Annotated in this window: 20 protein-coding genes; 13 read left to right on the top strand and 7 right to left on the bottom strand. The window is 72.0% G+C overall.

Translation table 11 applies throughout. From position 1 onward, the window contains the following. Window positions 1-55 precede the first annotated feature (55 nt). The 3 genes from serS to Ade02nite_RS38325 all read left to right on the top strand — a co-directional run bounded on the left by serS (window position 56) and on the right by Ade02nite_RS38325 (window position 3037). Window positions 56-1318: a serine--tRNA ligase gene (gene serS / locus Ade02nite_RS38335; protein ID WP_203774609.1), complete on the top strand. Its 1263-nt coding sequence runs from the start codon at window positions 56-58 to the stop codon at window positions 1316-1318. Between the two features lie 109 nt (window positions 1319-1427). Continuing rightward, window positions 1428-2240 (top strand): HAD family hydrolase, encoded by an 813-nt coding sequence (locus Ade02nite_RS38330; protein WP_203774607.1) that lies wholly within the window; start codon window positions 1428-1430, stop codon window positions 2238-2240. Beyond that, the gene (locus Ade02nite_RS38325) at window positions 2240-3037 is read left to right on the top strand and encodes an HAD family hydrolase (protein WP_203774606.1); all 798 of its coding nucleotides are present in this window, start codon (window positions 2240-2242) and stop codon (window positions 3035-3037) included. The genes Ade02nite_RS38330 and Ade02nite_RS38325 overlap by 1 nt, the downstream gene beginning before the upstream one ends. Here Ade02nite_RS38325 and Ade02nite_RS38320 read toward each other — a convergent pair. Together Ade02nite_RS38320 and ddaH are read right to left on the bottom strand one after the other, a co-directional pair. Continuing rightward, window positions 3034-3591, bottom strand: coding sequence for a bacterial proteasome activator family protein (locus Ade02nite_RS38320; protein WP_203774604.1), 558 nt, complete (start codon window positions 3589-3591; stop codon window positions 3034-3036). The genes Ade02nite_RS38325 and Ade02nite_RS38320 overlap by 4 nt on opposite strands. Window positions 3592-3626: 35 nt before the next feature. Beyond that, window positions 3627-4454, bottom strand: coding sequence for a dimethylargininase (gene ddaH, locus Ade02nite_RS38315; protein ID WP_203774602.1), 828 nt, complete (start codon window positions 4452-4454; stop codon window positions 3627-3629). 67 nt (window positions 4455-4521) lie between these two features. On the opposite strand from ddaH, the gene Ade02nite_RS38310 reads away from it, so the two are divergent. Further along, complete coding sequence (locus Ade02nite_RS38310; protein ID WP_203774601.1) at window positions 4522-4992, top strand: Lrp/AsnC family transcriptional regulator; 471 nt, start codon at window positions 4522-4524, stop codon at window positions 4990-4992. Window positions 4993-5012: 20 nt separating this feature from the next. Next, window positions 5013-6743, top strand: a complete 1731-nt coding sequence (locus Ade02nite_RS38305; RefSeq protein WP_203774599.1) for a beta-propeller domain-containing protein — start codon at window positions 5013-5015, stop codon at window positions 6741-6743. A 68-nt stretch (window positions 6744-6811) separates the two neighbouring features. On the opposite strand, the gene Ade02nite_RS38300 is transcribed toward Ade02nite_RS38305, so the two are convergent. From Ade02nite_RS38300 to mobA, 3 genes are all read right to left on the bottom strand, one after another. Beyond that, the gene (locus tag Ade02nite_RS38300) at window positions 6812-7900 is read right to left on the bottom strand and encodes a T3SS (YopN, CesT) and YbjN peptide-binding chaperone 1 (RefSeq protein ID WP_203774597.1); all 1089 of its coding nucleotides are present in this window, start codon (window positions 7898-7900) and stop codon (window positions 6812-6814) included. 84 nt (window positions 7901-7984) lie between these two features. Continuing rightward, window positions 7985-8245: a DUF6457 domain-containing protein gene (locus Ade02nite_RS38295; RefSeq protein WP_203774595.1), complete on the bottom strand. Its 261-nt coding sequence runs from the start codon at window positions 8243-8245 to the stop codon at window positions 7985-7987. After that, a complete protein-coding gene (mobA, locus tag Ade02nite_RS38290; protein WP_203774774.1) occupies window positions 8242-8823 on the bottom strand; it encodes a molybdenum cofactor guanylyltransferase in 582 nt (193 codons plus the stop codon). The genes Ade02nite_RS38295 and mobA overlap by 4 nt, the downstream gene beginning before the upstream one ends. Before the next feature lie 142 nt (window positions 8824-8965). Here mobA and fdhD point away from each other — a divergent pair, with 142 nt between their 5' ends. Then, window positions 8966-9793: a formate dehydrogenase accessory sulfurtransferase FdhD gene (gene fdhD / locus Ade02nite_RS38285; RefSeq protein WP_203774593.1), complete on the top strand. Its 828-nt coding sequence runs from the start codon at window positions 8966-8968 to the stop codon at window positions 9791-9793. A gap of 73 nt (window positions 9794-9866) precedes the next feature. Continuing rightward, window positions 9867-11597, top strand: coding sequence for an alkaline phosphatase D family protein (locus tag Ade02nite_RS38280; RefSeq protein ID WP_203774584.1), 1731 nt, complete (start codon window positions 9867-9869; stop codon window positions 11595-11597). A 21-nt stretch (window positions 11598-11618) separates the two neighbouring features. Here Ade02nite_RS38280 and Ade02nite_RS38275 read toward each other — a convergent pair whose 3' ends face one another. Both Ade02nite_RS38275 and Ade02nite_RS38270 read right to left on the bottom strand, forming a co-directional pair. Further along, window positions 11619-12761, bottom strand: a complete 1143-nt coding sequence (locus tag Ade02nite_RS38275) for a DUF4192 domain-containing protein (RefSeq protein WP_203774582.1) — start codon at window positions 12759-12761, stop codon at window positions 11619-11621. A 99-nt stretch (window positions 12762-12860) separates the two neighbouring features. Then, on the bottom strand, window positions 12861-13364 hold the full coding sequence (locus Ade02nite_RS38270) for a GNAT family N-acetyltransferase (protein WP_203774580.1): 504 nt from the start codon (window positions 13362-13364) through the stop codon (window positions 12861-12863). 56 nt (window positions 13365-13420) lie between these two features. On the opposite strand from Ade02nite_RS38270, the gene Ade02nite_RS38265 reads away from it, so the two are divergent. From Ade02nite_RS38265 to Ade02nite_RS38240, 6 genes are all read left to right on the top strand, one after another. After that, the gene (locus tag Ade02nite_RS38265) at window positions 13421-14302 is read left to right on the top strand and encodes a fructosamine kinase family protein (RefSeq protein WP_203774578.1); all 882 of its coding nucleotides are present in this window, start codon (window positions 13421-13423) and stop codon (window positions 14300-14302) included. A gap of 86 nt (window positions 14303-14388) precedes the next feature. Beyond that, a complete protein-coding gene (gene moaA, locus Ade02nite_RS38260) occupies window positions 14389-15423 on the top strand; it encodes a GTP 3',8-cyclase MoaA (RefSeq protein ID WP_203774772.1) in 1035 nt (344 codons plus the stop codon). Window position 15424: 1 nt separating this feature from the next. Continuing rightward, complete coding sequence (locus Ade02nite_RS38255; RefSeq protein WP_203774576.1) at window positions 15425-15673, top strand: MoaD/ThiS family protein; 249 nt, start codon at window positions 15425-15427, stop codon at window positions 15671-15673. 867 nt (window positions 15674-16540) lie between these two features. Further along, window positions 16541-17530 carry a phosphotransferase gene (locus tag Ade02nite_RS38250; RefSeq protein WP_203774574.1) on the top strand — a complete coding sequence of 330 codons (990 nt, stop codon included), beginning with the start codon at window positions 16541-16543 and terminating at the stop codon, window positions 17528-17530. A 326-nt stretch (window positions 17531-17856) separates the two neighbouring features. Then, a complete protein-coding gene (locus tag Ade02nite_RS38245) occupies window positions 17857-19161 on the top strand; it encodes a metallophosphoesterase (RefSeq protein ID WP_203774572.1) in 1305 nt (434 codons plus the stop codon). A gap of 84 nt (window positions 19162-19245) precedes the next feature. Continuing rightward, the gene (locus Ade02nite_RS38240; protein ID WP_203774570.1) at window positions 19246-22434 is read left to right on the top strand and encodes a UvrD-helicase domain-containing protein; all 3189 of its coding nucleotides are present in this window, start codon (window positions 19246-19248) and stop codon (window positions 22432-22434) included. Window positions 22435-22618 lie beyond the last annotated feature (184 nt).

The following is a 22618-nucleotide window of genomic DNA, read 5'->3' as shown; positions in this document are numbered from 1 at the left end:
CGGCACGGCATATCCGGATGAAGATCGGGCCGGGTCGCCGGTAGGCTCGTCAATCGTGATTGACCTGCGTCTGCTTCGCGACGACCCCGACCGCGTCCGCGCCAGCCAGCGACTGCGCGGCGAGTCCACCGAGGTGGTGGACGAGCTGCTGCGCGCCGACGAGGCCCGCCGCTCCGCCACCCAGCGGTTCGAGGCGATGCGGGCTGAGCAAAAGTCGCTGAGCAAGCAGGTGCCCAAGGCCGCGGGCGACGAGCGGGCCGCCCTGCTCGCGCGCACCAAGGAGCTGGCCGCCGAGGTCAAGGCGGCCGAGGCCGAGACCACCGCCGCCGACGAGGCGCTGCGCCAGGCCCACCTGGCCGTGCCCAACGTGGTGCAGGAGGGCGTGCCGGCCGGCGGCGAGGACGACTTCGTCGTGCTCCGCGAGGTCGGCGACATCCCCGCGATCGACAACCCCAAGGACCACCTCGAGATCGGCGAGGCGCTGCGGGCCATCGACACCGAGCGCGGTGCCAAGGTCTCGGGCTCGCGGTTCTACTTCCTCACCGGGGTCGGCGCGCTGCTCCAGCTGGGCCTGCTCCAGATGGCGATCGCCCAGGCGGTCGAGCACGGCTTCACCCCGTCGATCACGCCGTCGCTGGTCAAGCCGGAGTCGATGGAGGGCACCGGCTTCCTCGGCGCGCACGCGAGCGAGGTCTACCGGCTCGAGGCGGACGACCTCTACCTGGTCGGTACGTCGGAGGTGCCGCTCGCGGCGTACCACTCGAACGAGATCATCGACCTCGAGGGCGGTCCGGAGCGGTTCGCCGGCTGGTCGTCGTGCTACCGGCGCGAGGCCGGCTCGTACGGCAAGGACGTGCGCGGCATCCTGCGGGTGCACCAGTTCGACAAGGTGGAGATGTTCTCGTTCTGCCGGCCGGAGGAGGCCGCCGACGAGCACCTGCGCCTGCTCGCGATGGAGGAGGAGATGCTGGCCAAGGTCGAGATCCCGTACCGGGTGATCGACGTGGCGGCCGGCGACCTCGGCTCGAGCGCTTCGCGCAAGTTCGACTGCGAGGCGTGGGTGCCGTCGCAGGGCCGCTACCGCGAGGTCACGTCGACGTCCAACTGCACCACGTTCCAGGCCCGGCGGCTCAACATCCGCTACCGCGACGCCGACGGCAAGCCCCAGACGGCGGCGACGCTCAACGGCACGCTGGCGACCACCCGCTGGCTGATTCCGATCCTGGAGAACCACCAGCAGCCCGACGGCTCGGTGCGCGTCCCCAAGGCCCTCCAGCCGTACGTCGGGGGCCGCGGCATCTTGGAACCTTCGCGCTAACGGGTAATACACCGCCCGGCTACCAGAAGTCATAGCCGCTGGTCGCTGGGCGGGTGTACCGTTCTCCTTCCGCCCTCCGCGGGGGTTTGCGACACCCCGGAGGTAATCGATGGTCAAGCCTGGACTCCCCAAACTGGTCGCGACCGATCTCGATGGCACGCTGGTCCGCAGCGACGACACCGTGTCCGCGTACACCCACGAGGTCCTCGACCGGGTGCGCGCCGCCGGCATCCGCGTCGTGGGCGCCACCGGGCGTGGGCCGCGGCTCGCCTCGCTCACCCGCAACGACATCCGCGACGCCGACTTCCTCGTGATGGCGCAGGGCGGCTGGGTGCTCGACCAGGCGGAGTCCACCTATCTGCTCCGGTCCCGGCTGCGCGGCGACGTGCTGGGCGAGGTCCTGACCGCCCTGGAGGCCGAGGTCGGCCGGCTCTCCGTGATGGTCGAGGCGATGGAGCACGACGGTTCCCCGCTCTGGGGCGACTACGACCCCACGTGGCGCTATCCGGTCGTGGTCGAGCCGCGGACCCGCGCGGAGTGCTGCTCCGGCGAGGTGATCAAGGCGTTCGCCAGGTCCTTCACGTACGACGTCGACGAGCTGCTCGCCGTGGCGCGCCGCGTGGTGCCGCCGGGCGTGGCGTCGGTCACCCAGGCCGGCCTCGACTACGTGGAGATCTGCCCGGCGAACGTGGACAAGGGCACCGGCCTCGCGGTGGTGGCCGAGGCCGTCGGTGTCGACCCGGCGGACGTGCTCGTCTTCGGGGACATGCCCAACGACCTGCCGATGTTCGCGTGGGCGGGCTGGGGCCGGGTCGCCGTCGGCAACGCACACCGGGAGCTGCTCGCGGTGGCCGATGAGGTGACTCTCACCAACGACCAGGACGGCGTGGCCGCCTATCTCGACCGGCTACTGTCGAGGTGATGTCGCCTTTCAAGCTGGTCGCCTCGGATATCGACGGAACCCTCATCCACACCGACGGAACGCTGAGCAAGCGGACCATCGACACGCTCGACGCCCTTCCCGTGCCGTTCGTCGTGGTGACCGGCCGGCCGGTTCGCTGGCTGCGGCAGCTCTTCGAGCAGATGGCGGCGCCGGTGCCGGCGGTCTGCGCGAACGGCGCGGTGGTCTACGACGCGCACACCGACGAGATCCTGCGGGCCGATCCGCTCTCGGTCGACCTGCTGCTCGACGTCAGCGAGCGGCTGCGCGAGGCGGTTCCCGACGTGGCCCTCGCCGTCGAGGTCGAGGACGGCCGCGCCTTCTGGTATGAGGAGGCGTGGCCGGTGCGGTGGGAGACCGACACCAAGCAGGTGCGCGTGCTGTCGACGCCCGAGGAGCTCACGTCGGTGCCGGCGGTGAAGCTGCTCGCCCGGTCCGCCGCGCACGGGCCGGACGAGTTCTACGAGCTGGTGAGCCGCACCCTGGGCGAGGTGGCCGAGACCACCCACTCCTCGTCGAGCGCCCTGGTCGAGATCTCCGCGGCCGGTGTCACCAAGGCCGCGGGTCTCGCCTGGCTCTGCGAGCGCGAGGGCGTCAAGGCCGACGAGGTGGTGGCGTTCGGCGACATGCCGAACGACATCCCGCTGCTGGCCTGGGCCGGTCGCGGGGTGGCGATGGCCAACGCCCACCCCGCCGTCAAGGAGGTGGCCGACGAGGTCGGCCTGACCAACGACGAGGACGGGGTCGCGCAATATCTGCGCGACCTCTACGACCTCTAGAGATATTGGCCGGTCCGGCCGCCCTCGCCCTGCTGGGTGGGCATGCCGGGCAGGGCGCCCATCGGCAGCGCCGGGCGGGGGCCGCCGCCGCGCATCTGCTCGAGCTGGAGGCGGGCCGCCATCTGCTGGGCCACCAGCGCCGCCTGGATGCCGTGGAAGAGGCCCTCGAGCCAGCCGACGAGCTGGGCCTGCGCGATGCGCAGCTCGGCCTCGCTCGGCGGGGTGTCGCCCTCGAACGGCAGCGAGAGGCGCTCGAGCTCCTCGCGCAGCTCGGGCGCGAGGCCGTCCTCGAGCTCGGTGATCGACCGCTGGTGGATCTCGCGCAGCCGGCCACGGCTCGCCTCGTCGAGAGGCGCCGCGCGGACCTCCTCGAGCAGCTGCTTGATCATGCTGCCGATCCGCATGACCTTGGCGGGCTGTTCGATCAGGTTGCCCGGCTCCTCGGGGTTGACCTTGCCGTCCGGGTCCATCGTGCCCAGCGGGCGCCCGTCCGGGCCGACCACGATGACGGAGCCGTCTTCCTGCTTCTCCGCGGTGCGATTCTCGTCGGTCATGCGGTCCATCTTCCCGCACGCGCTCCAGCTCTGTGTCAGGGCCTCAGCTCGGCCACCGCGCACTTGACGCTTCCGCCGCCGCGTTTGAGCTCGGAGAGGTCGATGTGCACGGGCAGGTAACCGGCGGCGCGCACCCGCTCACCCATCGCGATCGCCTCGGTGTTGAGGATCACGTGCCGGCCGTCGCTGACCAGGTTGAGCCCGAACGCCTCGGCGTCGGCCCGGTCGGCGATCACGGCGTCCGGGAAGAGCTGGGCGAGCACCCGCTGCGAGGCTGCGGAGAAGGCGCCGGGGTAGTACGCGATGGTGCGGTCGTCGAGCGCGGCCAGCGCGGTGTCCAGGTGGTAGAAGGCCGGGTCGACCAGGCGCAGCGAGAGCACCGGGCGGCCGAGCACCTCCTGCGCCTCGGCGTGCGCCGCCGGGTCCGTGCGGAAGCCGTAACCCGCCAGGACCAGGCCGCCGTACGCGCCCGGCAGGTACGCGAAGTCGCCCTCGCCCTCGTTGATGTGCGCCGGGCCCGCGTAGCGCCAGCCGCCGGCGCCGTAGAAGGCGGCGTGCGCGTCGGCCTCGGCGGCGCGCTCCGGATAGCGGAAGCGGGCGCCGTAGACCGTGCCGTCGACCGAGAAGGCCCCGTTCGCCGCGTACACCATGTCGGGCAGCCCGGGCACGGCGTCGAGCACGTGCACCGTGTGGCCCAGGTCGCCGAGGGTGTCGCGCAGGATCGACCACTGCTTGAGCGCGAGCGCCGGGTCGACCGGGACGGAGGTGTCCATCCACGGGTTGATCGCGTACTCGACCGTGAAATGCTCCGGGGGACACATGAGATATGTCCGATTCCGCGGCAGGCGCTCGGTGTGGTTCATGACCTAGAGCGTAGGTACGCTCAGGTGCACGAAACAGCGCAAAATCTTGCTCATCGGAGGCGAATCGTTGCAGATGGACGCGGTAGACCAGCGAATCGTTGCGCTGCTCGTGGCCGACGCTCGCTCGTCGTACGCCGAGATCGGCGCGAAGGTCTCGCTCTCGGCGCCGGCGGTGAAGCGGCGGGTCGACCGGCTTCGATCCAGCGGGGTGATCAAGGGCTTCACCACGGTGATCGAGCCGTCGGCGGTGGGCTGGACGACCGAGGCGTTCGTCGAGCTCTTCTGCACCGGGCGCACCACCCCGGCCCAGATCACGGTGGCCACGCGGCGGCATCCGGAGGTCGTCGGGGCATACACGGTCTCGGGTGAGGCCGACGCGCTCGTGCACCTGCGCGCCGCCGACATCGGCCACCTCGAACAGGCACTGGAGCGGCTGCGGGCGGAGCCGTTCGTGACCTCCACGCGCAGCATGATCGTGCTCTCCCGGTTGGTGGAGACTCCGACACCCGTGCCCGCGCCGGAGGGAACCGCCTCCTAGGGAGCGACGTCCAACCGGACATGTCGCGTCGATCCCGGCTCCTCGCCGCACTGGCCGTCCTCCCGCTGGCCGCGTGCACCGGCTCGCCGTCACCATCGCCCTCGTCCTCGGGCCCGGCCCCGTCCGTGGCGGCCAAGCCCGCGCTCAAGCTCGTCGCCTTCGACTCCTGTGCCCAGCTGGAAAAGGAGCTGAGGGCGGCGGCCAAGAAATACGGCGGCGGCCCGGCCGCCGTCGACGACCTGCGAGCGGTGCCCGAGGCGGCGCGCGGCGCGGGCGTTCCCGCGGAGAAGTCCTATTCGGGCACCAACGTGCACGAGGCCGGCGCGGACGAGCCGGACATCGTCAAGACCGACGGGCGGCGCATCGTCACCGTCACGGGCGGCGTCCTCAAGGTGGTCGACGCGGCCACGCGCACCCAGACCGGGCGGCTCGACCTCGGCATCGAGGCGTTCGGCGAGCCGAAGCTGCTGCTCTCCGGCGACCACGCGCTGGTGCTCGGCGACGGCGGGCCGTCGTACCTCAAGGACGCCGCCCGCATCCAGCGGCCCTTCAGGGGCCGGTCCGAGGTGCTGCTGGTGGACCTCTCCGGTACGCCGCGGCTGCTCAGCCGCTATCGCGGGGACGGCTCGCTGGTCGACGCCCGCCAGACCGGCAGCGTGGCGCGGGTCGTGCTGAGCAGCACGCCGCAGATCGACGCGTGGCTGCCCACGTGGGAGATCACGACCGGTTCGGATCGTGCGACCGGCCGGCTCGACTGCTCCCAGGTGCACAAGCCCGAGACGTTCACCGGCGCGGCGATGCTGCGGGTGCTGACCTTCGACCTGAACGCGAACTCGCTCAGCGACGGTTCCCCGGTGGCGATGGTCGCCGACGGTGACGCGGTCTACGCCACGCCGGCCAGCCTCTACATCGCCAACAACCAGGGCATGGCCTTCCGCCGGTTCGACGGGGCCGGACGGGACACCGAGATCTACCGGTTCACGCTGCCGCCGGCCGGCAAGCCCGCCTACGTCGCCTCGGGCAAGGTGCCCGGCACGCTGCTCAACCAATACTCGATGTCCGAATGGGACGGTCACCTGCGGGTGGCGACGACGGACCCCGACACGCAGAGCTCGGCGGTGCGCGTGCTGCGCGAGACCAGCGGCAAGCTCACCGAGGTCGGCGCGGCGACCGGCCTGGGCAAGGGCGAGCGGATCTATTCCGTACGGTTCATCGGCGCCCGTGGCTACGTGGTGACGTTCCGCCAGACCGACCCGCTCTACAGCCTCGACCTCGCCGACCCGGCCAAGCCCCGGGTCACCGGCGAATTGAAGATCAACGGCTATTCCGCGCACCTGCAACCGGTCGGCGAGAACCGGCTGGTCGGCATCGGCCAGGAGGCGACCGCCGAGGGGAGGCCGCTCGGCACGCAGGTATCGCTCTTCGACGTGAGCGACCCGGCGTCACCGCGCCGCCTCGACCAGCACGTGGTGGCGAACGCCTTCTCCGAGGCCGAAGCCGACCCGCACGCCGTGCTGTGGTGGCCGGCCACGTCGCTGCTCGTGATCCCGGTCAGCGACGTCCGCGCCGACGGGCCGCTCGCCCTGCACGTCAGCGGCGATCAACTGCGGCAGGAGTCGCGGATCGCGATGGCCGGGCCGGTGCGGCGGTCGCTGGTGATCGGGGACGTGCTCTGGTCGTTGTCCGACTCCGGGATGCTCGCCTCGCGGCTGTCCACGTTGGATCGCATCGCCTGGGTGGCCACCCGGTAGCCACTGGTCTGGGCTTGTCCCGTCCGGTCGCGGATTCAGCCCCCTGCGGCCGGCGGGGCAAGCCCGTTCTACAGATACATGCCCGTGCGGTGGTCGTCGGAGACCGGCTCCTTGGCCGGAACCGGCTTGTCGCCCTCGCCGAAGAAGCGCTTGCCGCCGAACTCGCCGTGCAGCCGGTCGTCGAGCTCGTCGGCGAGGCCGGTCATCACCTGCACAGCGAGCATGAGGTGGGTGGCCTGGAAGTTGCGGCCGAAGACCGGGATGGACGCCCAGACGGTGTCCTGCGCGCAGTAGAGGCGGCCGATCGGCATCCGGTTGGTAAGCTCGGACAGCTTCACGTAGAGCTGCTCGGTCGGCTCGACCTCGGTGAGGATCGGCGAGAAGACGTCGACGAGCGGCGGGTTGTCGCGCACCCGTACGAAGACCATCGCCGAGCCGGCGCGGATGCCGATGTCGCCGTCCGCGTCGTACTGGAGCTGGTCGACGGTGGTCTTGGACATGGTGGCCACGACGGTGCGCACCCGCTCGTCGAGCGGCACCACCTCGTCGGCGGCGTCGGCGAGCGCGGCCGCCAGCGTGCCGTCGTCGTCGAGGTCGTCGAGGCTGAGCTCGGCGTCGATGCTCGGCTCGTGCCGCGCGGTGCCGAGCGGCGCGGTGTCGATCGGCTCGTCGTTCTCGTCGTGCACGAGGTAGACGAGGAAGGCGGGGTGCGGCGCGCCGTAGACGTCGCGCAGCGTGCGGGCGACGACGGTGGCGAGCTGCCCGGCCTTTTCCCGGGTGGAGCTGAGCCCGAACGAGTCGCCCGAGCCGGCCAGCACGCCGGGCGGCGACCAGCCGAGCGCGACCAGATCGGCGATCGAGGTGCGGTTCATGCGGTAGCCCTCGGGCAGCCCCGCGTTGCCGGTGGCGAGCGCCTCGACGACGCCGCCGTCGAGCACGCGGATGCTCACCGAGTAGACGGCCATGCCGGTGCCGGAGGCCGTCGGGTCGAGGGTCAGGTCGACGTGGCCGCCCGGCTCGAGCGTGGGCAGCAGCTCGGCCAGCGCCGTCCCGAACTCTCGCCACGCGTCGACGACCTTGGCGCGCAGGTCGGCCGTGGTCGGCTCGTCCAGGAACACGCCTTCGATGGACGCACCCTCGGCGCTCTCTGCCGTCATGATCGTCACCTCCGTTCCCGCCACCCTATCGAGCGCCCTCCGCCCCGACGCGCCTGTATCGGAGGATGGAACGCCCGCCCCGCGTCAGCTCGCGGCGCCTTCGTTTTCACCATGCTCGCCGGGCCAGGTCAGGGCGAGTCTTTTGACGCGCTCGACCACGTCGGACGGATCCGCCCCGCGTCCCACGGCGAGGCCGATGATGAACGCCGACACGGGCGCACCCGGCCGCACCACGTTGTGGGCCACGTCCTTGGCCAGGCTGAGCACCGCCCCCGTCGGCACGTCCGCCGGGTCGATCCCCAGCTCCGCACCGACCGCCTTGATCCAAGCGTCGAGATCGCTCACCGCGCCCACTCCTCGGCCGTCCGCAGGTCGTCGTCGGTGTCGCAGTCGAACCAGGGCGGCGGGCCCGGCCGGCGCCAGGAGACCTCGGCCACCCGCAGGTGCTCCATCAGCTCGCGCACCGAGGCGCCGTGCAGCCCGCCCCGCTCCTCGGCGAGCCGTTCGATCGCCTCGCGCAGCCGCGCCGTGCGCCACACCCCGCAGAGCATCTGCCGCCGCCCCTCGGCGTCGCGGTAGACGGCACCCTGCATCGGCGCCGACTCCGCCGTCAGCCGCAGCACGTCGATCGCCTCGCCGGTGAGAAAGGGCAGGTCGGCAGCGAGCAGCGCCGTGAAGGTCACGTCCTGCGGCACCAGCGCGAGCCCCGCCGCCGTCGCCGCGACCGGCCCTCCGCCGGGCGGGTCCTCACGGGTCGAATGCACCGGCACGGGCAGGTCCGGCGGCACCGGCCCGACCACGATCCGGGGGTCCGCGTCGTGCACCGCGGCCAGCACCCGGGTCAGCATGGACTGACCGGCCACGGGCAGCGTCGGCTTGTCCGCGCCACCCATCCGCCGCGCCGCACCGCCGGCCAGCACCACCGCCGCAAATCCCCCCACGTACGTACCGTATCCCGACCGCGTGTCGAGCGTGACCGCGCGCTCAGTTACCTGTGGCAGATCACTCCCGCCGCGACGGCTCGCGAGCCGCGACGTGCGGCGCGCGCGGGCCTACGCTCGACCCATGGCGAGGACGATGACGCGACGGCCGGTCGTGAAGATCAACCTGGCGGCGACCGGTGAACCCCGCCGCCGCCCCGACGATCTCGCCGCCGAGGAGCCGCTGGAGATCCGCGTCCGCAAGGAGCCGCTGGCCGTCACCATGCGCACTCCCGGCCAGGACATCGACCTGGCGATGGGCTTCCTCCTCACCGAGGGCGTCATCCGCGATGCCGGCGACGTGGTCACCGCCCAGCTCTGCGCCGGCACGGACACGCCGAACACGTACAACGTCGTCGACGTCGTCCTCGGCCCCGACGTGCCACCGCCGGTCACCGACCCGAGCCGCAACTTCTACACGACCAGCTCCTGCGGCGTCTGCGGCAAGGCGAGCATCGACGCCGTCCGCACCCGCTCCCGCTTCGACGTCTCCGCCGACCCGCTGAGCATCCCGGCGGCCACCCTCGCCGCCCTGCCCGACCGGCTGCGCGCCGCCCAGCGCACCTTCGACCGCACCGGCGGCCTGCACGCCGCCGGCCTCTTCACCGCCGACGGCGACCTCGTCGTGCTGCGCGAGGACGTCGGCCGGCACAACGCGGTCGACAAGGTGATCGGCTGGGCCCTGCGCGAGGGCCGCCTGCCGCTGACCGGCCATGTCCTGCTCGTCTCGGGCCGGGCGAGCTTCGAGCTCACCCAGAAGGCGTGGATGGCCGGCCTGCCGATGCTCGCCGCCGTCTCGGCCCCCAGCACCCTCGCCGCCGAACTGGCCGACGAGGCCGGCATGACACTCGTCGGCTTCCTCCGAGGTCAGAGCATGAACCTATACACTGCGCCACAGCGAGTCACCGTCTGATCACGCGGCCCCCTTCCCGTCCCGTCAGGTCCGGTCTCGACACCCGGCCATCCATTGACGACGGGCTCCCGCCATGGCTCTCTCGAGGCGTTCCCTCCTGCTCGCTTCCGCGGGCCTGATCGGCTCCGCGACCACCTCTTCGATCTGGCCCCTGGCCGTCGTCGCCGCTCCCGCCCGCGGCCCGCTGCGCCCCGACCCGTTCACGCTCGGCGTCGCCTCGGGCGACCCGGCGGCCGACGGCTTCGTGATCTGGACGCGGCTCGCCCCGGCCCCGCTCGCCGAGGACGGCCTCGGCGGCATGCCGTCGCGCGACGTCCCGGTCGAGTGGGAGGTCGCCACCGACGAGGGCTTCCGCCAGGTCACCCGCCGCGGCGTCCAGGTGGCCCGGCCCGACTTCGGCCACACCGTGCACGTCGAGCTGACCCACGTCGAACCCGGCCGCGAGTACTTCTACCGCTTCCGCGCGGAGCGCCACCTCTCCCCGCCCGGGCGGACCCGCACCGCGCCGGCGGCGACCGCCTTCCCCGCCGCCCTGGCGATGTCGTTCGCCTCCTGCTCGCAGTACGAGCACGGCTTCTTCACCGCCTACCGCCGGCTCGCCGAGGACGAGCCGGAGCTGATCCTGCACCTCGGCGACTATCTCTACGAGTACGAGCCCCGCTCCTACCTCCTCGCCGGCGGCAACCCACGCGACCACGAGGGACCGGAGACGCGCACGCTGGCCGACCACCGCCGGCGGCACGCCCAGTACAAGACCGACCCGGACCTCCAGGCGGCACACGCCGTCGCGCCGTGGGCCGTGGTCTTCGACGACCACGAGGTCAGCAACAACTGGGCCGGCGACAACCCGGAGAAGCCCGACCCGGACTTCCCCGCCCGCCGCGCGGCCGCCTTCCAGGCCTACTACGAGAACATGCCGCTGCGCCGCTCCTCGATCCCGGCCGGTCCCGGCATCCAGATCTACCGCCGCCTGCACTGGGGACGGCTGGCCACCTTTCACCTGCTCGACACCCGGCAGTTCCGCCACGACCAGGCCTGCGGCGACGGCTACCGCGACTGCCCCGCCGCCGCCGACGCGACCCGCTCGATCACCGGCGCCGAGCAGGAACGCTGGCTGCTCGACGGATTTCGCGCGTCGACCGCGCACTGGGACGTGCTCGCCCAGCAGGTCTTCTTCGCCCAGCGCGACAGCGACGCCGGGCCGGCGACCGTGACCAGCATGGACGCGTGGGACGGATACCGTGCCTCGCGCGAGCGGATCATCCGCGGCTGGATGGACGCCGGCGTCCGCAACCCGGTCGTGCTCACCGGCGACGTCCATTCCCACTGGGCTGCCGACCTCTCCCCTTGGACCGCCGGCCCCGCCGGCCCCACCGGCCCCGCCGGCCCCACCGATCCCGCCGATCCGGCCCGCCCCGCCGACCCCGCCTCGCCCGTCGTCGGCACCGAGCTCGTCTGCTCGTCGATCACCTCCAACGGCGACGGCGCCGACGTGCTCGGCGACCATCCCTGGGCCGCCTGGAACCCGCACCTGCGCTTCCACAACAACCAGCGCGGTTATGTGCGGACCCGGATCGCCCAGGACACGATGACCGCGGACTTCCGGGTGTTGCCCTATGTGACCGCTCCCGGCGCGCCGGCGCACACCCGGGCCAGCTTCGCCATCGAGGACCGGGCGCCGGGCCTGCACAAACTCGCCGACGAGCCGACACCGTCCCTCACCACGGCACCGCGACGGCAGGCCACCACCCACCCGCCCGACCGCGGGCACGAGACGATCCGCCAGGAGACCGACCGCCCCTGACCCGCTCACCGCCGCCTCCGCTCACCGCCGCCTCCGCTCGGCGCCGGCCGGACGGGCCCCGGCGTGCTGCCGCGCCTTGACCCGCCGCCGGTCTCGGGCCCGGGGCCGCGAGGGGCTGCCGGGCTCGGTGCGCCGCCTCGGCGGAACCGGCCGGTCCGAACGCGGCAAGGGCCTCGCCGGACGGTCGGGCGGCGGCGCGAGGTCCTCGACCATGTGGGGCCCGATGCCGGCCGACAGCAGGCCGTCGATCAACACCAGCATCCGGTGACCCGGCTCCTCGCGCAGGCCGCGGTCGAGCGCGACCCGGGCCAGGGCGCCGTCGCCCACGCGCCAGGCGGTGTAGGCCAGCAACGACGCCGGGCCCGCCACGAGCCCGGGCTGCATGCGGCGCACCATCTCGTTCCACAGGTCGATGCGCCACGGCTCCGGGCCGCATCGGTCGAACGCGTAGCCGAGCACCACCGCGTCGACCAGCAACACACCCAGCCAGGCCGCTTCGCCGTCCGCGAGCCGGCCCTGTGCCCGGTATCGCCTCTCGGCGGCGCGCACCGCCTCGCGGCCGGCCCGCCGCACCGATCGGCACTCCCGGCCGGCCCGCAACTCCGCGGCCCGCAGCTCCGCCGCCCGGACCCGGGCTCGCGCGGTCGCCAGCGCCATGGCCTCGCGGGCCGCGCCCTCGACCGGGGCCACCCGGGCGACCAGGGCCTTGCGGTTGGGCAGCGCCACCATGCCGCCGTAGACCGCCGCGGCGGCGAGCGGATCGTACGGCGAAGGACACGGGTAGCCCTCGGACGGGCAATCCGGAGCCGGGCACAGATAGGACCACCAGCGGCCCTCGGCGACCCGCAGGGCCTCGAAGACGCGCAGCCCGGCCCTCTTCAGCGCGAGGATCGTCGGCCGGACCGCACCGGCGACCGCGGTCGCTGAGCCGTAGCCGATGAGGGCGAAGCAGTCGATCCGCTGCTTCTCCGCGGTCGCCACGAGCGGCGCCGTGTCGAGCTCCTCACCCGGCGGGGGCAGATCGTGCCGCGCGACGAAGACGATGCGGCGACCGGCCACACCGACGACCACGATGCTGTCCGTGGGATGGAAGCCGATCAGGAACGGCGTGGCGGTGATGAGCTCGGCGGACCGGCGGATGGAGATCGAGCACTCGGGCGACATGCGAGGCAGCCTGCCGCGCCGGGCAAGGGCCAGGTGTGCCAAATCGGCGGCCTGTGGATGACACGCGGTTGTCCACAGGCCACCGGTGCGGAACGGCTGTCAGGAGCGGAACTGCAACTCGTGCAACTCGACGCTGTCCTGCTGACGCTCCTGGGGCGCACGGTTCAGGTCGAGGGTCAGCTCGATCGACGACAGCACGTCGTACCCGGCGGCGTGCAGGCTGCGGATCGCGTCGATGTTGCGCGACTCGGGCGAGATGGTCAGCTGGGTCATGTTGCGCCGCCGCGCCTCGTTCGCGACGTGTCGCAGCAGCTTACGGCCCACACCCTTGTGCCTGTGCGAGACCGTGACGACGATCGGCTCGACCTCGCCGGCGCGTCCGCGCAGCACCAGACCGACCAGGCCGATCACTCCGTCGTCGGCGTGCTCGGCGACCCATAGGCCGCCCAGGTCGAGCCGGGTGAGGTATTCCTCGAAGCCCTCGCCGCCGTCCTGGTCGGTCTCGCCGTACATCTGATTGTGCTGGTTTGTCAGCTCGGCCCACAGGCGACGGCCCGCGGAGTGGTCACTCGGACGGTACGAACGCACTGTGACAGGGCTCATGCCGACATTTTGACTCCGATTTCGGGCGTCCGTAAGCCGAAGTGGAAGATAAGGCCGTGGACCAGGCGTACTTGCGCGCGCACCCCCAGCATCTCCCGACATTTCTCACCCACCAGCGGATCCGGGAGACGCCGGTGGGCGGCGGCAGCGTCTCGGCCGCGCACAGGCTGACCTTGGACGACGGCACTTCTCTGTTCGCCAAGAGCTGGCGATCGGGCGCGGCGCCGGAGGGGTTCTTCGCCGCGGAGGCGGCCGGGCTCGCGTGGCTTCGTGCCGCCGGCGCCCCCGTACCGGAAGTGATCGTGACTCTTCCCGAGATGATCGCCATGGAGTGGATCGAGCCGGGTGAGCCGACCCGGGCGGCGGCCGAGCAGCTCGGGCGTGACCTGGCGGAGCTGCATCGCTCGGGAGCCGAAGCCTTCGGGGCGCCCTGGCCGGGCTTCATCGGCCCGCTGCCGCTCGACAACACGCCGGCGCCGGGACCGTGGGGCCCGTGGTTCGCCGAGCGCCGCCTCCGCCCGTACCTCAAGATGTCGGCCGATCGCGGCGCCCTCTCCGCCGCCGAGGTCACGCTGGTCGAGCGCACGATCAACTTCCTGGAGTCGTACGGGGTGAGCGAGGCACCCAGCCGCACTCACGGGGACCTCTGGCCCGGGAACGTGCTGTGGGCCGCCGACGGTCGCGCCCGGCTCATCGATCCGGCCGCCCAGGGCGGGCACCGCGAGACCGATTTGGCCGAACTGGCGCTCTTCGGCGGCGTGACCCACCTGGAGACGGTCCTCGGCGCCTATCAAGAGGTGCATCCGCTCGCCGACGGCTGGCGGGACCGCGTGCCGCTGCACCAGCTCCACCTGATGCTCGTGCACACCGCCGCCTTCGGCGCGAGCTATCGGGACGCCGTGCGAGTCACCGCCGAGGCGGCGCTGCGGGGTGTGTGATCGCTCTCGGTTGTCCACAGGCCGAAATCGACAGGGGCGCGCGTCGGCCCGAGCGGATAGATTCGGTGGGTGAGCAATCGGTGGAGATGGACCGGCGCCCGGGGGTGCCGCCGGTGAACGTGCTCGCCGACCGATTCGGTCGGGTGGCGACCGACCTGCGCGTCTCGCTCACCGACCGCTGCAACCTCCGCTGCACCTACTGCATGCCAGAGGAGGGGCTGGCCTGGCTGCCCAAGCAGGACCAGCTCACCGACGACGAGGTGGTCCGGCTGATCCGGATAGGCGTGGAGCGCCTCGGCATCAAGGACGTGCGGTTCACCGGCGGTGAGCCCCTGCTGCGCCGCGGGCTCGTCGGCATCATCCAGGCCTCCGCGCGGCTCTCGCCCCGGCCGCGGCTCATGCTGACCACCAACGGCATCGGTCTCGAACGGCTGGCCGAGCCGTTGCGCGACGCCGGGCTCGACCGGGTGAACGTCTCCCTCGACACGCTCGACCCCGAGCGCTTCAAGGCCCTGACCCGCCGCGACCGCCATGCCGACGTGCTGCGCGGGCTTCGGGCGGCCGCCGAGGCCGGCCTCACCCCCGTCAAGATCAATGCCGTGCTCATGCGGGGCATCAACGACGACGAGGCCCCGGCGATGCTCCGCTTCGCCCTCGAGCACGGCTACCAACTGCGCTTCATCGAGCAGATGCCGCTCGACGCCCAGCACCAGTGGGACAGGCACCAGATGGTGACGGCCGACGAGATCCTGGCCGACCTCGCGCCGTTCGACCTGATGCCCGATTCGGTTTCACGTGGAACGGCGCCCGCCGAGACCTGGCTCGTCCCCGGCTACGTCGACGCCGCCGGCGAGCCCGCCCGCGTCGGCGTCATCGGCAGCGTGACCAGGCCGTTCTGCGGCGACTGCGACCGCACCCGGCTGACCGCCGACGGTCAGGTGCGCGACTGCCTCTTCGCCACGAAGGAGAGCGACCTGCGCGACCTCATGCGCGGCGGCGCCACCGACGACGAGCTGGCCACCGCCTGGCAGGTCGCCATGCGCGGCAAGCGCGCCGGCCACGGCATCGACGACCCCAGCTTCCTCCAGCCGGCCCGACCCATGTCCGCGATCGGAGGCTGAGGTGGCACAGCTGACCGTCCGCTACTTCGCCGGCGCCCGTGCCGCCGCCCACGGCACCTCGACCGAGCAGGCCGAGGCGGCCTCGCTGCACGACCTCAAGCAGATCCTCACCGAGCGCCACGGCGAACGCCTCGGCGTCGTCCTCAAGGCCGCCAGCTTCCTGGTCGACGGCCTGGCCTGCCATGACCCTCAGGCAGCTCTTCCGGCGCGGGCGACTGTGGACGTTCTGCCCCCTTTCGCCGGCGGCTGAGCGCGTCCTTTAGCCGGCAAAGCAAGTCAGCTGCGTCCGCGGCCGCACGCCCGCCGCGACGCCCGCCTCCCGGCGAACGAGCCGCGGAAACGCCCAGGAGCGGCAGGATCGCCATCGAGGCGCTCGATCAGCGTGCGGCAGGGACGAGGGTGCCTGGTTGTCGCCGATCTCGCGGTAGAAGCCCGCGACCCTGGTCGGGGTGGCCGGCTCTCTTCTTGGGATGAGTTCCGCGTGGCGGGCAGCATCGTGGCTTTCGAGGGGCTCGGATCGCGCAGGGTGAAACGGCAGATGTGACTGGCGGCCAAGGGCAAGCAAGCACACAGATGGCAAGCCGGGCGTCACTCAGGAAGCCCGCATCGGTCAGCAAGCCGGGTCCAGCCCGCACAAGCCTGCACAAGCCCGGCGTGAGTCGGCCAGCCCGGCGTGAGCCAGGCCAGCCCAGCGTGAGCCGGGCCAGCCCAGCGTGAGCCGGGCCAGCCCAGCGTGAGCCAGGCCAGCCCAGCGTGAGCCAGGCCAGCCCAGCGTGAGTCAGGCCAGCCCGCCGCGAGTCAGGCCGGCCAGCACAAACCGGTACAAGCACGCCGAAATCCGGGCTAAACCGGCGCGAGTCGAGTCAGCCCGGCACGAGTCGGGTCAGCCCAGCGCGAGTCGGCGGTCAGCCACCGCAAAGCGGGCGCCAGCCAGCCGGGCGTCAGCCGGAGTAAGCAGGCGACTGGATGCGAGAGCGACAAAGACGTGCCGGGAGCCGTGAATCCTTAGCCGGCGAACGGAACTCCGATGGCCGAGGCTCAAGACCCGAGACCATCTGGTCGGCGGGCCAGGTGCTCAGGGCTGACCTTCCAGGGGTCCGTCGTTACGCTGCTCGGCGTGCGGGAAGGGGCGGAGGCAGCCGAGGCGGTGGCGGCGGCGCTCGGGCTGGGGCGGCCGGTAGGGCCACTCGAAGCGCTGAGCTATCGGAGTTCGCAGACCTGGACCCTGCCGACGCGCGACGGGCGGCTGTTGGTCAAGCACGTGCCCGCCGAGGAGTGGCGGGACGACTTCGCCCGGGCGATGAACTTCGAGGAGCAGGCGTTGGCCTCGGGGGTGTCGATGGGGCGTCCGATACGCCCGCCTGCCCCGACGGTGGGCTATGCGGTTGAGGTCGACGGGCTCGGGTTGGTCCGGGCGTACGAATGGATCGACGGCCGACCCCTCGCCGACTCCGACGATGTGAGCGAGTGGCTGGGCGCCACCCTGGCCCGCCTGCACCGGATCGCACCTCTCCCGGCGGGGACGCGGGCGCCGTCGCGGGTGCCTGACTGGTATCGGCTGGCCGACCCGCGGCCCTGGGAAGGATGGCTCCGGGAGGGCGAGCAACACCGCAAGCCCTGGGCGGCAACGCTGCGGGAAGGGCTGCCGGACATTCTCTCGGCGGCCGCGTGGGTGGAGCACGGGCTACGGGCGGCCGGCGACTATGTGGTGACCCACCGGGACGTCGAGCCGTGGAACGTGCTCATGACCGAGACCGGTCCCGTCCTGATCGACTGGGACGTCGCCGGGCCGGACAGCGCGAGGCTGGAGGCCGCCCAGGCCGTCCTCAGTTTCTCGACCAGGGCGGGGATGCCGGACCCGGCGGTCGTTCGCCGTACCGTCGCGGCATACGTGAGCAACGGCGGCGCGATGCTCGACGGCGTTGACGTGCTGGTCCGGCGGGTCGGCCTGCGGCTGGGACGGCTCGCCGAGCGGCTTCGGATGTCGCTCGGGCTGGAGCCGGCCGGTCCTCGCGATCTGGCAGCCGTCGAGACCCGCGCGATCGAGCAGATAACCGATATGCCGGACTTCGTCGCCGCGGTGAAGAGCTTCGCCGACCTGCTCTGAGCAAGCCTGGAATGCCTCCGAGCGGGCGGGGGAAGGGCGCCAGCAGCGAGGAAAGGGCTCCGAGCTGACGGGGATGAGCTCCGAGCAGCGGGGAAGCTTCGAGCAGACCGGGAAGAGCAGACCGGGAAGAGCAGACCGGGAAGAGCAGACCGGGAAGAGCAGACCGGGAAGGGCGTTGAGCACGCAGGGAAAGGAACAACCGGAAACTGTCGGAGGGTCGCTGTAGCGTGCCCCTCGAAAGTCGCCGGTGCCGTCGCGCACCCGGCAGGAGACTCTCAGCAGCAACCGGGAGACTTGCTGGGACCACAGGCGCTCGGGAGGAAAAAGTGGCAGTGTTCGTCGGGCTGATCATCGTCGTCATCGGCCTGATCCACTTCTACTTGTGGAAGCGGCTCGTCAAAGATCCGGTGCGGCCCGGCCGCGCTCGTAAGGCCGGCGCGATCGTCGCCGCCCTCCTCGCCGTGCTCGTGCCGGCGACGTTGATCGGGGTTCGGTCGGGCGCGGTCGAGTGGCTGGCGTGGCCGGGCTACCTGTGGATCGCGCTGATGTTCTACCTGCTCGTCACGCTCGCCGTGCTCGAGATCCCCCGGCTCGCCGTCCTGCTCTTCTGGCGTGTCCGTGGCCGGGCGAGGGACAGGGCACCGGCCGCCGTCGGCGCGCCGAGCCATCCCACCGTTTCCGCGGCCGCCGCCCGGCCTGGCGAAGCCCTCGCATCGGAGCCCGAGACCGCCGAGGGCACGTCCGGCACCACGTCCGCGGTCGAGCTCGTCGCCACGGCCCCCAGCGCCGAGCCCGCGCCCGAGGGCGGCGGCATCGATCGGCGGCTCGTGCTCGCCAGGGGCATAGCGATCTTCGCGGGGCTCACCGCGGCCTCCGTCACCGGCTACGGGGTCAAGACCGCGCTGGGCGGTCCCCGCATCGACCGGCTCCAGCTGCCGCTCGCGAAGCTTCCGCGGGGCATGGACGGTTTCCGCGTGGCAGTGGTGTCCGACATTCACCTCGGGCCGCTGACCGGCCTGGGTCACACGCGGCGGATCGTCGACCAGATCAATTCGGTGCAGGCGGACATCGTGTGCGTCGTCGGTGACCTTGTGGACGGCAGCGTTGCGGAACTGGGGCGGTTCGCGGCGCCGCTGGCCGAGATCGAGTCGCGGCATGGGGCGTATTTCGTGACCGGAAACCATGAGTACTACTCCGGCTACCAGGAGTGGATCGACGAGGTGGCGCGGCTCGGCATGCGGCCGCTGCGCAACGAGCGGACCGAGATCAACGGGCTGGACCTGGCCGGCGTGAACGATCTCGGCGGTGCGGAGGAGGGCGACGCCCCCGACTTCGCCCGGGCGCTCGGCGACCGGGACACCACCCGTCCCGTCGTTCTGATGGCGCATCAGCCCGTCGCCGCGCGCGACGCCGCCCCGTTCGGGGTCGATCTCCAGGTTTCCGGGCACACGCACGGCGGCCAGATGGCACCCTTCAACCTGCTGGTGCGGCTGCAGCAGCCGGTCGTGTCCGGGCTCGGCCGAGTGGACGGGGTGCCGGTCTACGTGACCAACGGCGCCGGCTTCTGGGGTCCGCCGGTCCGGGTCGGTGCGCCGCCTCAGGTCAGCGTTCTCGAGTTGCGCACGATGTGACCGACTCGATGCGGTGCCGGGGCATCAAGATCCGTAAGTTTGTGAGGCGTGGCGATTCGTGCGAGCGATGGAGGGCGTGACAGGATGCAGCGCGTGCCCTCGGACAACGCAGGGTCCTCGGTCGCCGCGGACACGTACGTCGCGGACCTTCACATTCACTCCCGCTTCTCGCGAGCATGCAGCCGCGACCTGACGCTGCCCAATCTTGCCTGGTGGGCGCGGCGCAAGGGCATCGCCCTGCTCGGCACCGGCGACTTCACCCACCCGGCCTGGTTCGACCACCTCAAGGAGAGCCTGGTCGAGTCGGGGCACGGCCTCTACCGCCTGGCCGACAAGGATGAGGCCGAGGTCACCAAGCGGCTTCCGGGCTCGCTCCAGGCGAGCCGCCCGGCGAGGTTCATGCTCAGCGTCGAGATCTCGACGATCTACAAGCGGGACGACCGTACGCGCAAGGTCCACCACCTGATCTACATGCCGGATCTCGCGGCGGCGGCCCGGTTCAACACCGCGCTGGGCCGCATCGGCAACCTGACCGCCGACGGCCGGCCCATCCTCGGCCTCGACTCCCGCGACCTGCTCGAGATCACCCTCGATGCGGGCGGCTACCTGATCCCGGCGCACATCTGGACGCCGTGGTTCTCGGCCCTCGGCTCGAAGTCGGGCTTCGACGCGATCGCCGACTGCTACGCCGACCTCGCCGAGCACATCACCGCCGTCGAGACCGGCCTCTCCTCCGACCCGGAGATGAACTGGCGCGTCTCGAGCCTCGACCGCTACCGGCTGGTCTCCAACTCCGACGCGCACTCCCCCGCCGCGCTGGCCCGGGAGGCCACCCTCTTCACCGGCACCCCCGACTACGAGGCGGTCCGCACCGGCAGCGGGCTGGCCGGCACGATCGAGTTCTTCCCCGAGGAGGGGAAGTACCACGCCGACGGCCACCGCGCGTGCGGCGTCAACTGGGAGCCGGAGCGCACCCGGGAGAACGGCGGCCGGTGTCCCGAGTGCGGCAAGCCGCTCACCGTGGGCGTGCTGAGCCGGGTCGAGGACCTCGCCGACCGGCCCGTCGGCTTCCACAAGGACGCCCACGTCGAGCACCTCATCCAGCTGCACGAGATCCTCGGCGAGATCAACGGCGTGGGCCCGAAGTCCAAGACCGTCGAGTCGCAGCTCAACCACCTGGTCGCCACGCTCGGCGCCGAGCTCGACATCCTGCGCAGGGTGCCGCTCGACGACATCGGCAAGGCCGGCGGCGACGACCTGAAGGAAGCGATCACCCGGCTGCGCTCCGGCAACGTGCGCCGCGTGCCCGGTTACGACGGCGAGTACGGCGTGATCACGCTCTTCGACCAGGGCGAGCTGCGCAACCGCGCGAGCGCCCCGCAGACCGAGACCTTGTTCGACCTGCCGCACGAGACCCTCTTCGACCTGCCGCAGCAGCGTAAGGCCGAGCCGGCGGTCGGCCGCGCCCCGGCGCCGAAGCCCAAGCCGGTCAAGCCGGTGAAGGAGCCCAAGAAGGCCACCGTCCCGCCGCTGGCGTCGCCGCCGAGCCCGCACGAGCCGTTCGAGCCGATGCTCTCCGGCATGGAGGAGGTCGGCACCGGCCTGCTCGACCGGCTCGACGCCATGCAGCGGGTGGCCGCGTCCGCGCCGGGCGGTCCGCTGCTGATCGTGGCGGGCCCGGGCACCGGCAAGACCCGCACGCTCACCCACCGCATCGCCTATCTCTGCGCCGAGCTGGGCGTCTTTCCCGAGCGCTGCCTCGCCATCACGTTCACCCGGCGGGCCGCCGGCGAGCTCCGCGAACGCCTCGACGCGCTGCTGGGCGACGCCGGCGAGGACATCACCGTGGGCACGTTCCACTCGGTGGGCCTGTCGATCCTGCGTGACAACGCGAAGGCGGCCGGGCTGGGCGCGAACTGGCGGATCGCCGACGAGGGCGAGCGGGCCGAGGCGCGCGAGCAGGCGGGCGACGACGATCTGGCGTACGCGAAGCTGCTGCGCCAGCAGGATCTGGTCGACCTCGACGAGCTGATCAGCCTGCCGGTCGCCCTGCTGCGCGACGATCCGGCGCTGGTCGAGAAGTACCGCCGCCAATGGCAGTGGATCTTCGTGGACGAGTACCAGGACGTCGACGACACCCAGTACGAGTTGTTGCGCCTGCTGAGCCCGGTGAACGGCAACCTGTGCGCGATCGGCGACCCCGATCAGGCCATCTACTCGTTCCGCGGCGCCGACGTGAAGTACTTCCTGCGCTTCAACGAGGATTTCGTGGACGCGCGGCTGGTGCGGCTCACTCGTAACTACCGTTCGTCGGCCCCGATCCTCGCCGCGGCGGTGCAGGCCATCGCGCCGTCCTCGCTGGTCAACGGCCGGCGGCTCGACCCGGCCCGGCTCGACCCGGAGGCGCCGCTGGTGGGCCGCTACCCGGCGGCGAGCGTGGCGGACGAGGCCGACTTCGTGGTCCGCACGATCGACGAGCTGGTCGGCGGCCTCTCGCACCGCTCGCTCGACTCCGGCCGGGTCGACTCGCGGGCGGGCGTCGCCGGCAACCTGTCGTTCTCGGACATCGCCGTGCTCTACCGCACCGACTCCCAGTCGTCGGCGATCGTCGAGGCACTGTCGCGGGCCGGCATCCCGGTGCAGAAGCGCTCGCACAACCGGCTGCGCGACCGTCCCGGCGTCCAGGCCATCGCGCGAGAGCTGCGACACGAGGGCGGCCTCGGTGGCTCGCTCGCCGCGCGGGTCAAGCTGACCGCGCAGGTGCTGGCTCAGCGCTTCGCGGCCCCGACGCTGGACGGCGAGCAGATCGCCCCCGAGGACATCTGGACCGCCGCCGAGCTGCTGCTGCCGCTGGCCAAGCGGATCGGCGACGACCTGTCGCGCTTCCTCCAGGAGATCGCGACCGGCGCCGAGGTGGACGCGCTCGACCCCCGGGCCGAGGCGGTCAACCTGCTCACCCTGCACGCGGCCAAGGGCCTCGAGTTCCCCGTCGTCTTCCTGGTCGGATGCGAGGACGGCCTGCTCCCGCTGCGCTGGCCGGGCAACACGCCGGCCGACGACGAGATCGCCGAGGAGCGCCGGCTCTTCTTCGTGGGCCTGACCCGAGCCCAGGACCGGCTGTACGTGAGCCACGCGGCACGGCGCTTCCGGCACGGCAGCGAGCGCGAGCAGACCCCCAGCCCGTTCCTCGACGTGATCGACTCCGGCCTGTTCGAGCGCCTCGGCGACACCGTCCCGTCCCGCCCGAAGGACCGCCAGCTCCGACTCCTGTAGGTGCGACAACGGCCACCGAGATCCCACGAGCGACGTGCCGGCCACTCCGAGGCGGCCAGGCGGGGCGCTACGGCAAGGGCTGCCGGGCGGAGGCACTACAGCGGAGGCGGCCAGGCGAAGGCACTACACCGGAGCCGCCACGGCGGGGACGCTACAGCGGAGGCAGCCAGGCGAAGGCACTACA

This window comes from Paractinoplanes deccanensis (assembly GCF_016862115.1).
In the GTDB taxonomy this organism is placed as follows: domain Bacteria; phylum Actinomycetota; class Actinomycetes; order Mycobacteriales; family Micromonosporaceae; genus Actinoplanes; species Actinoplanes deccanensis.
The sequence above is the reverse complement of the archived record's forward strand: the minus strand, read 5'-3'. Positions and strand labels throughout refer to the sequence as shown.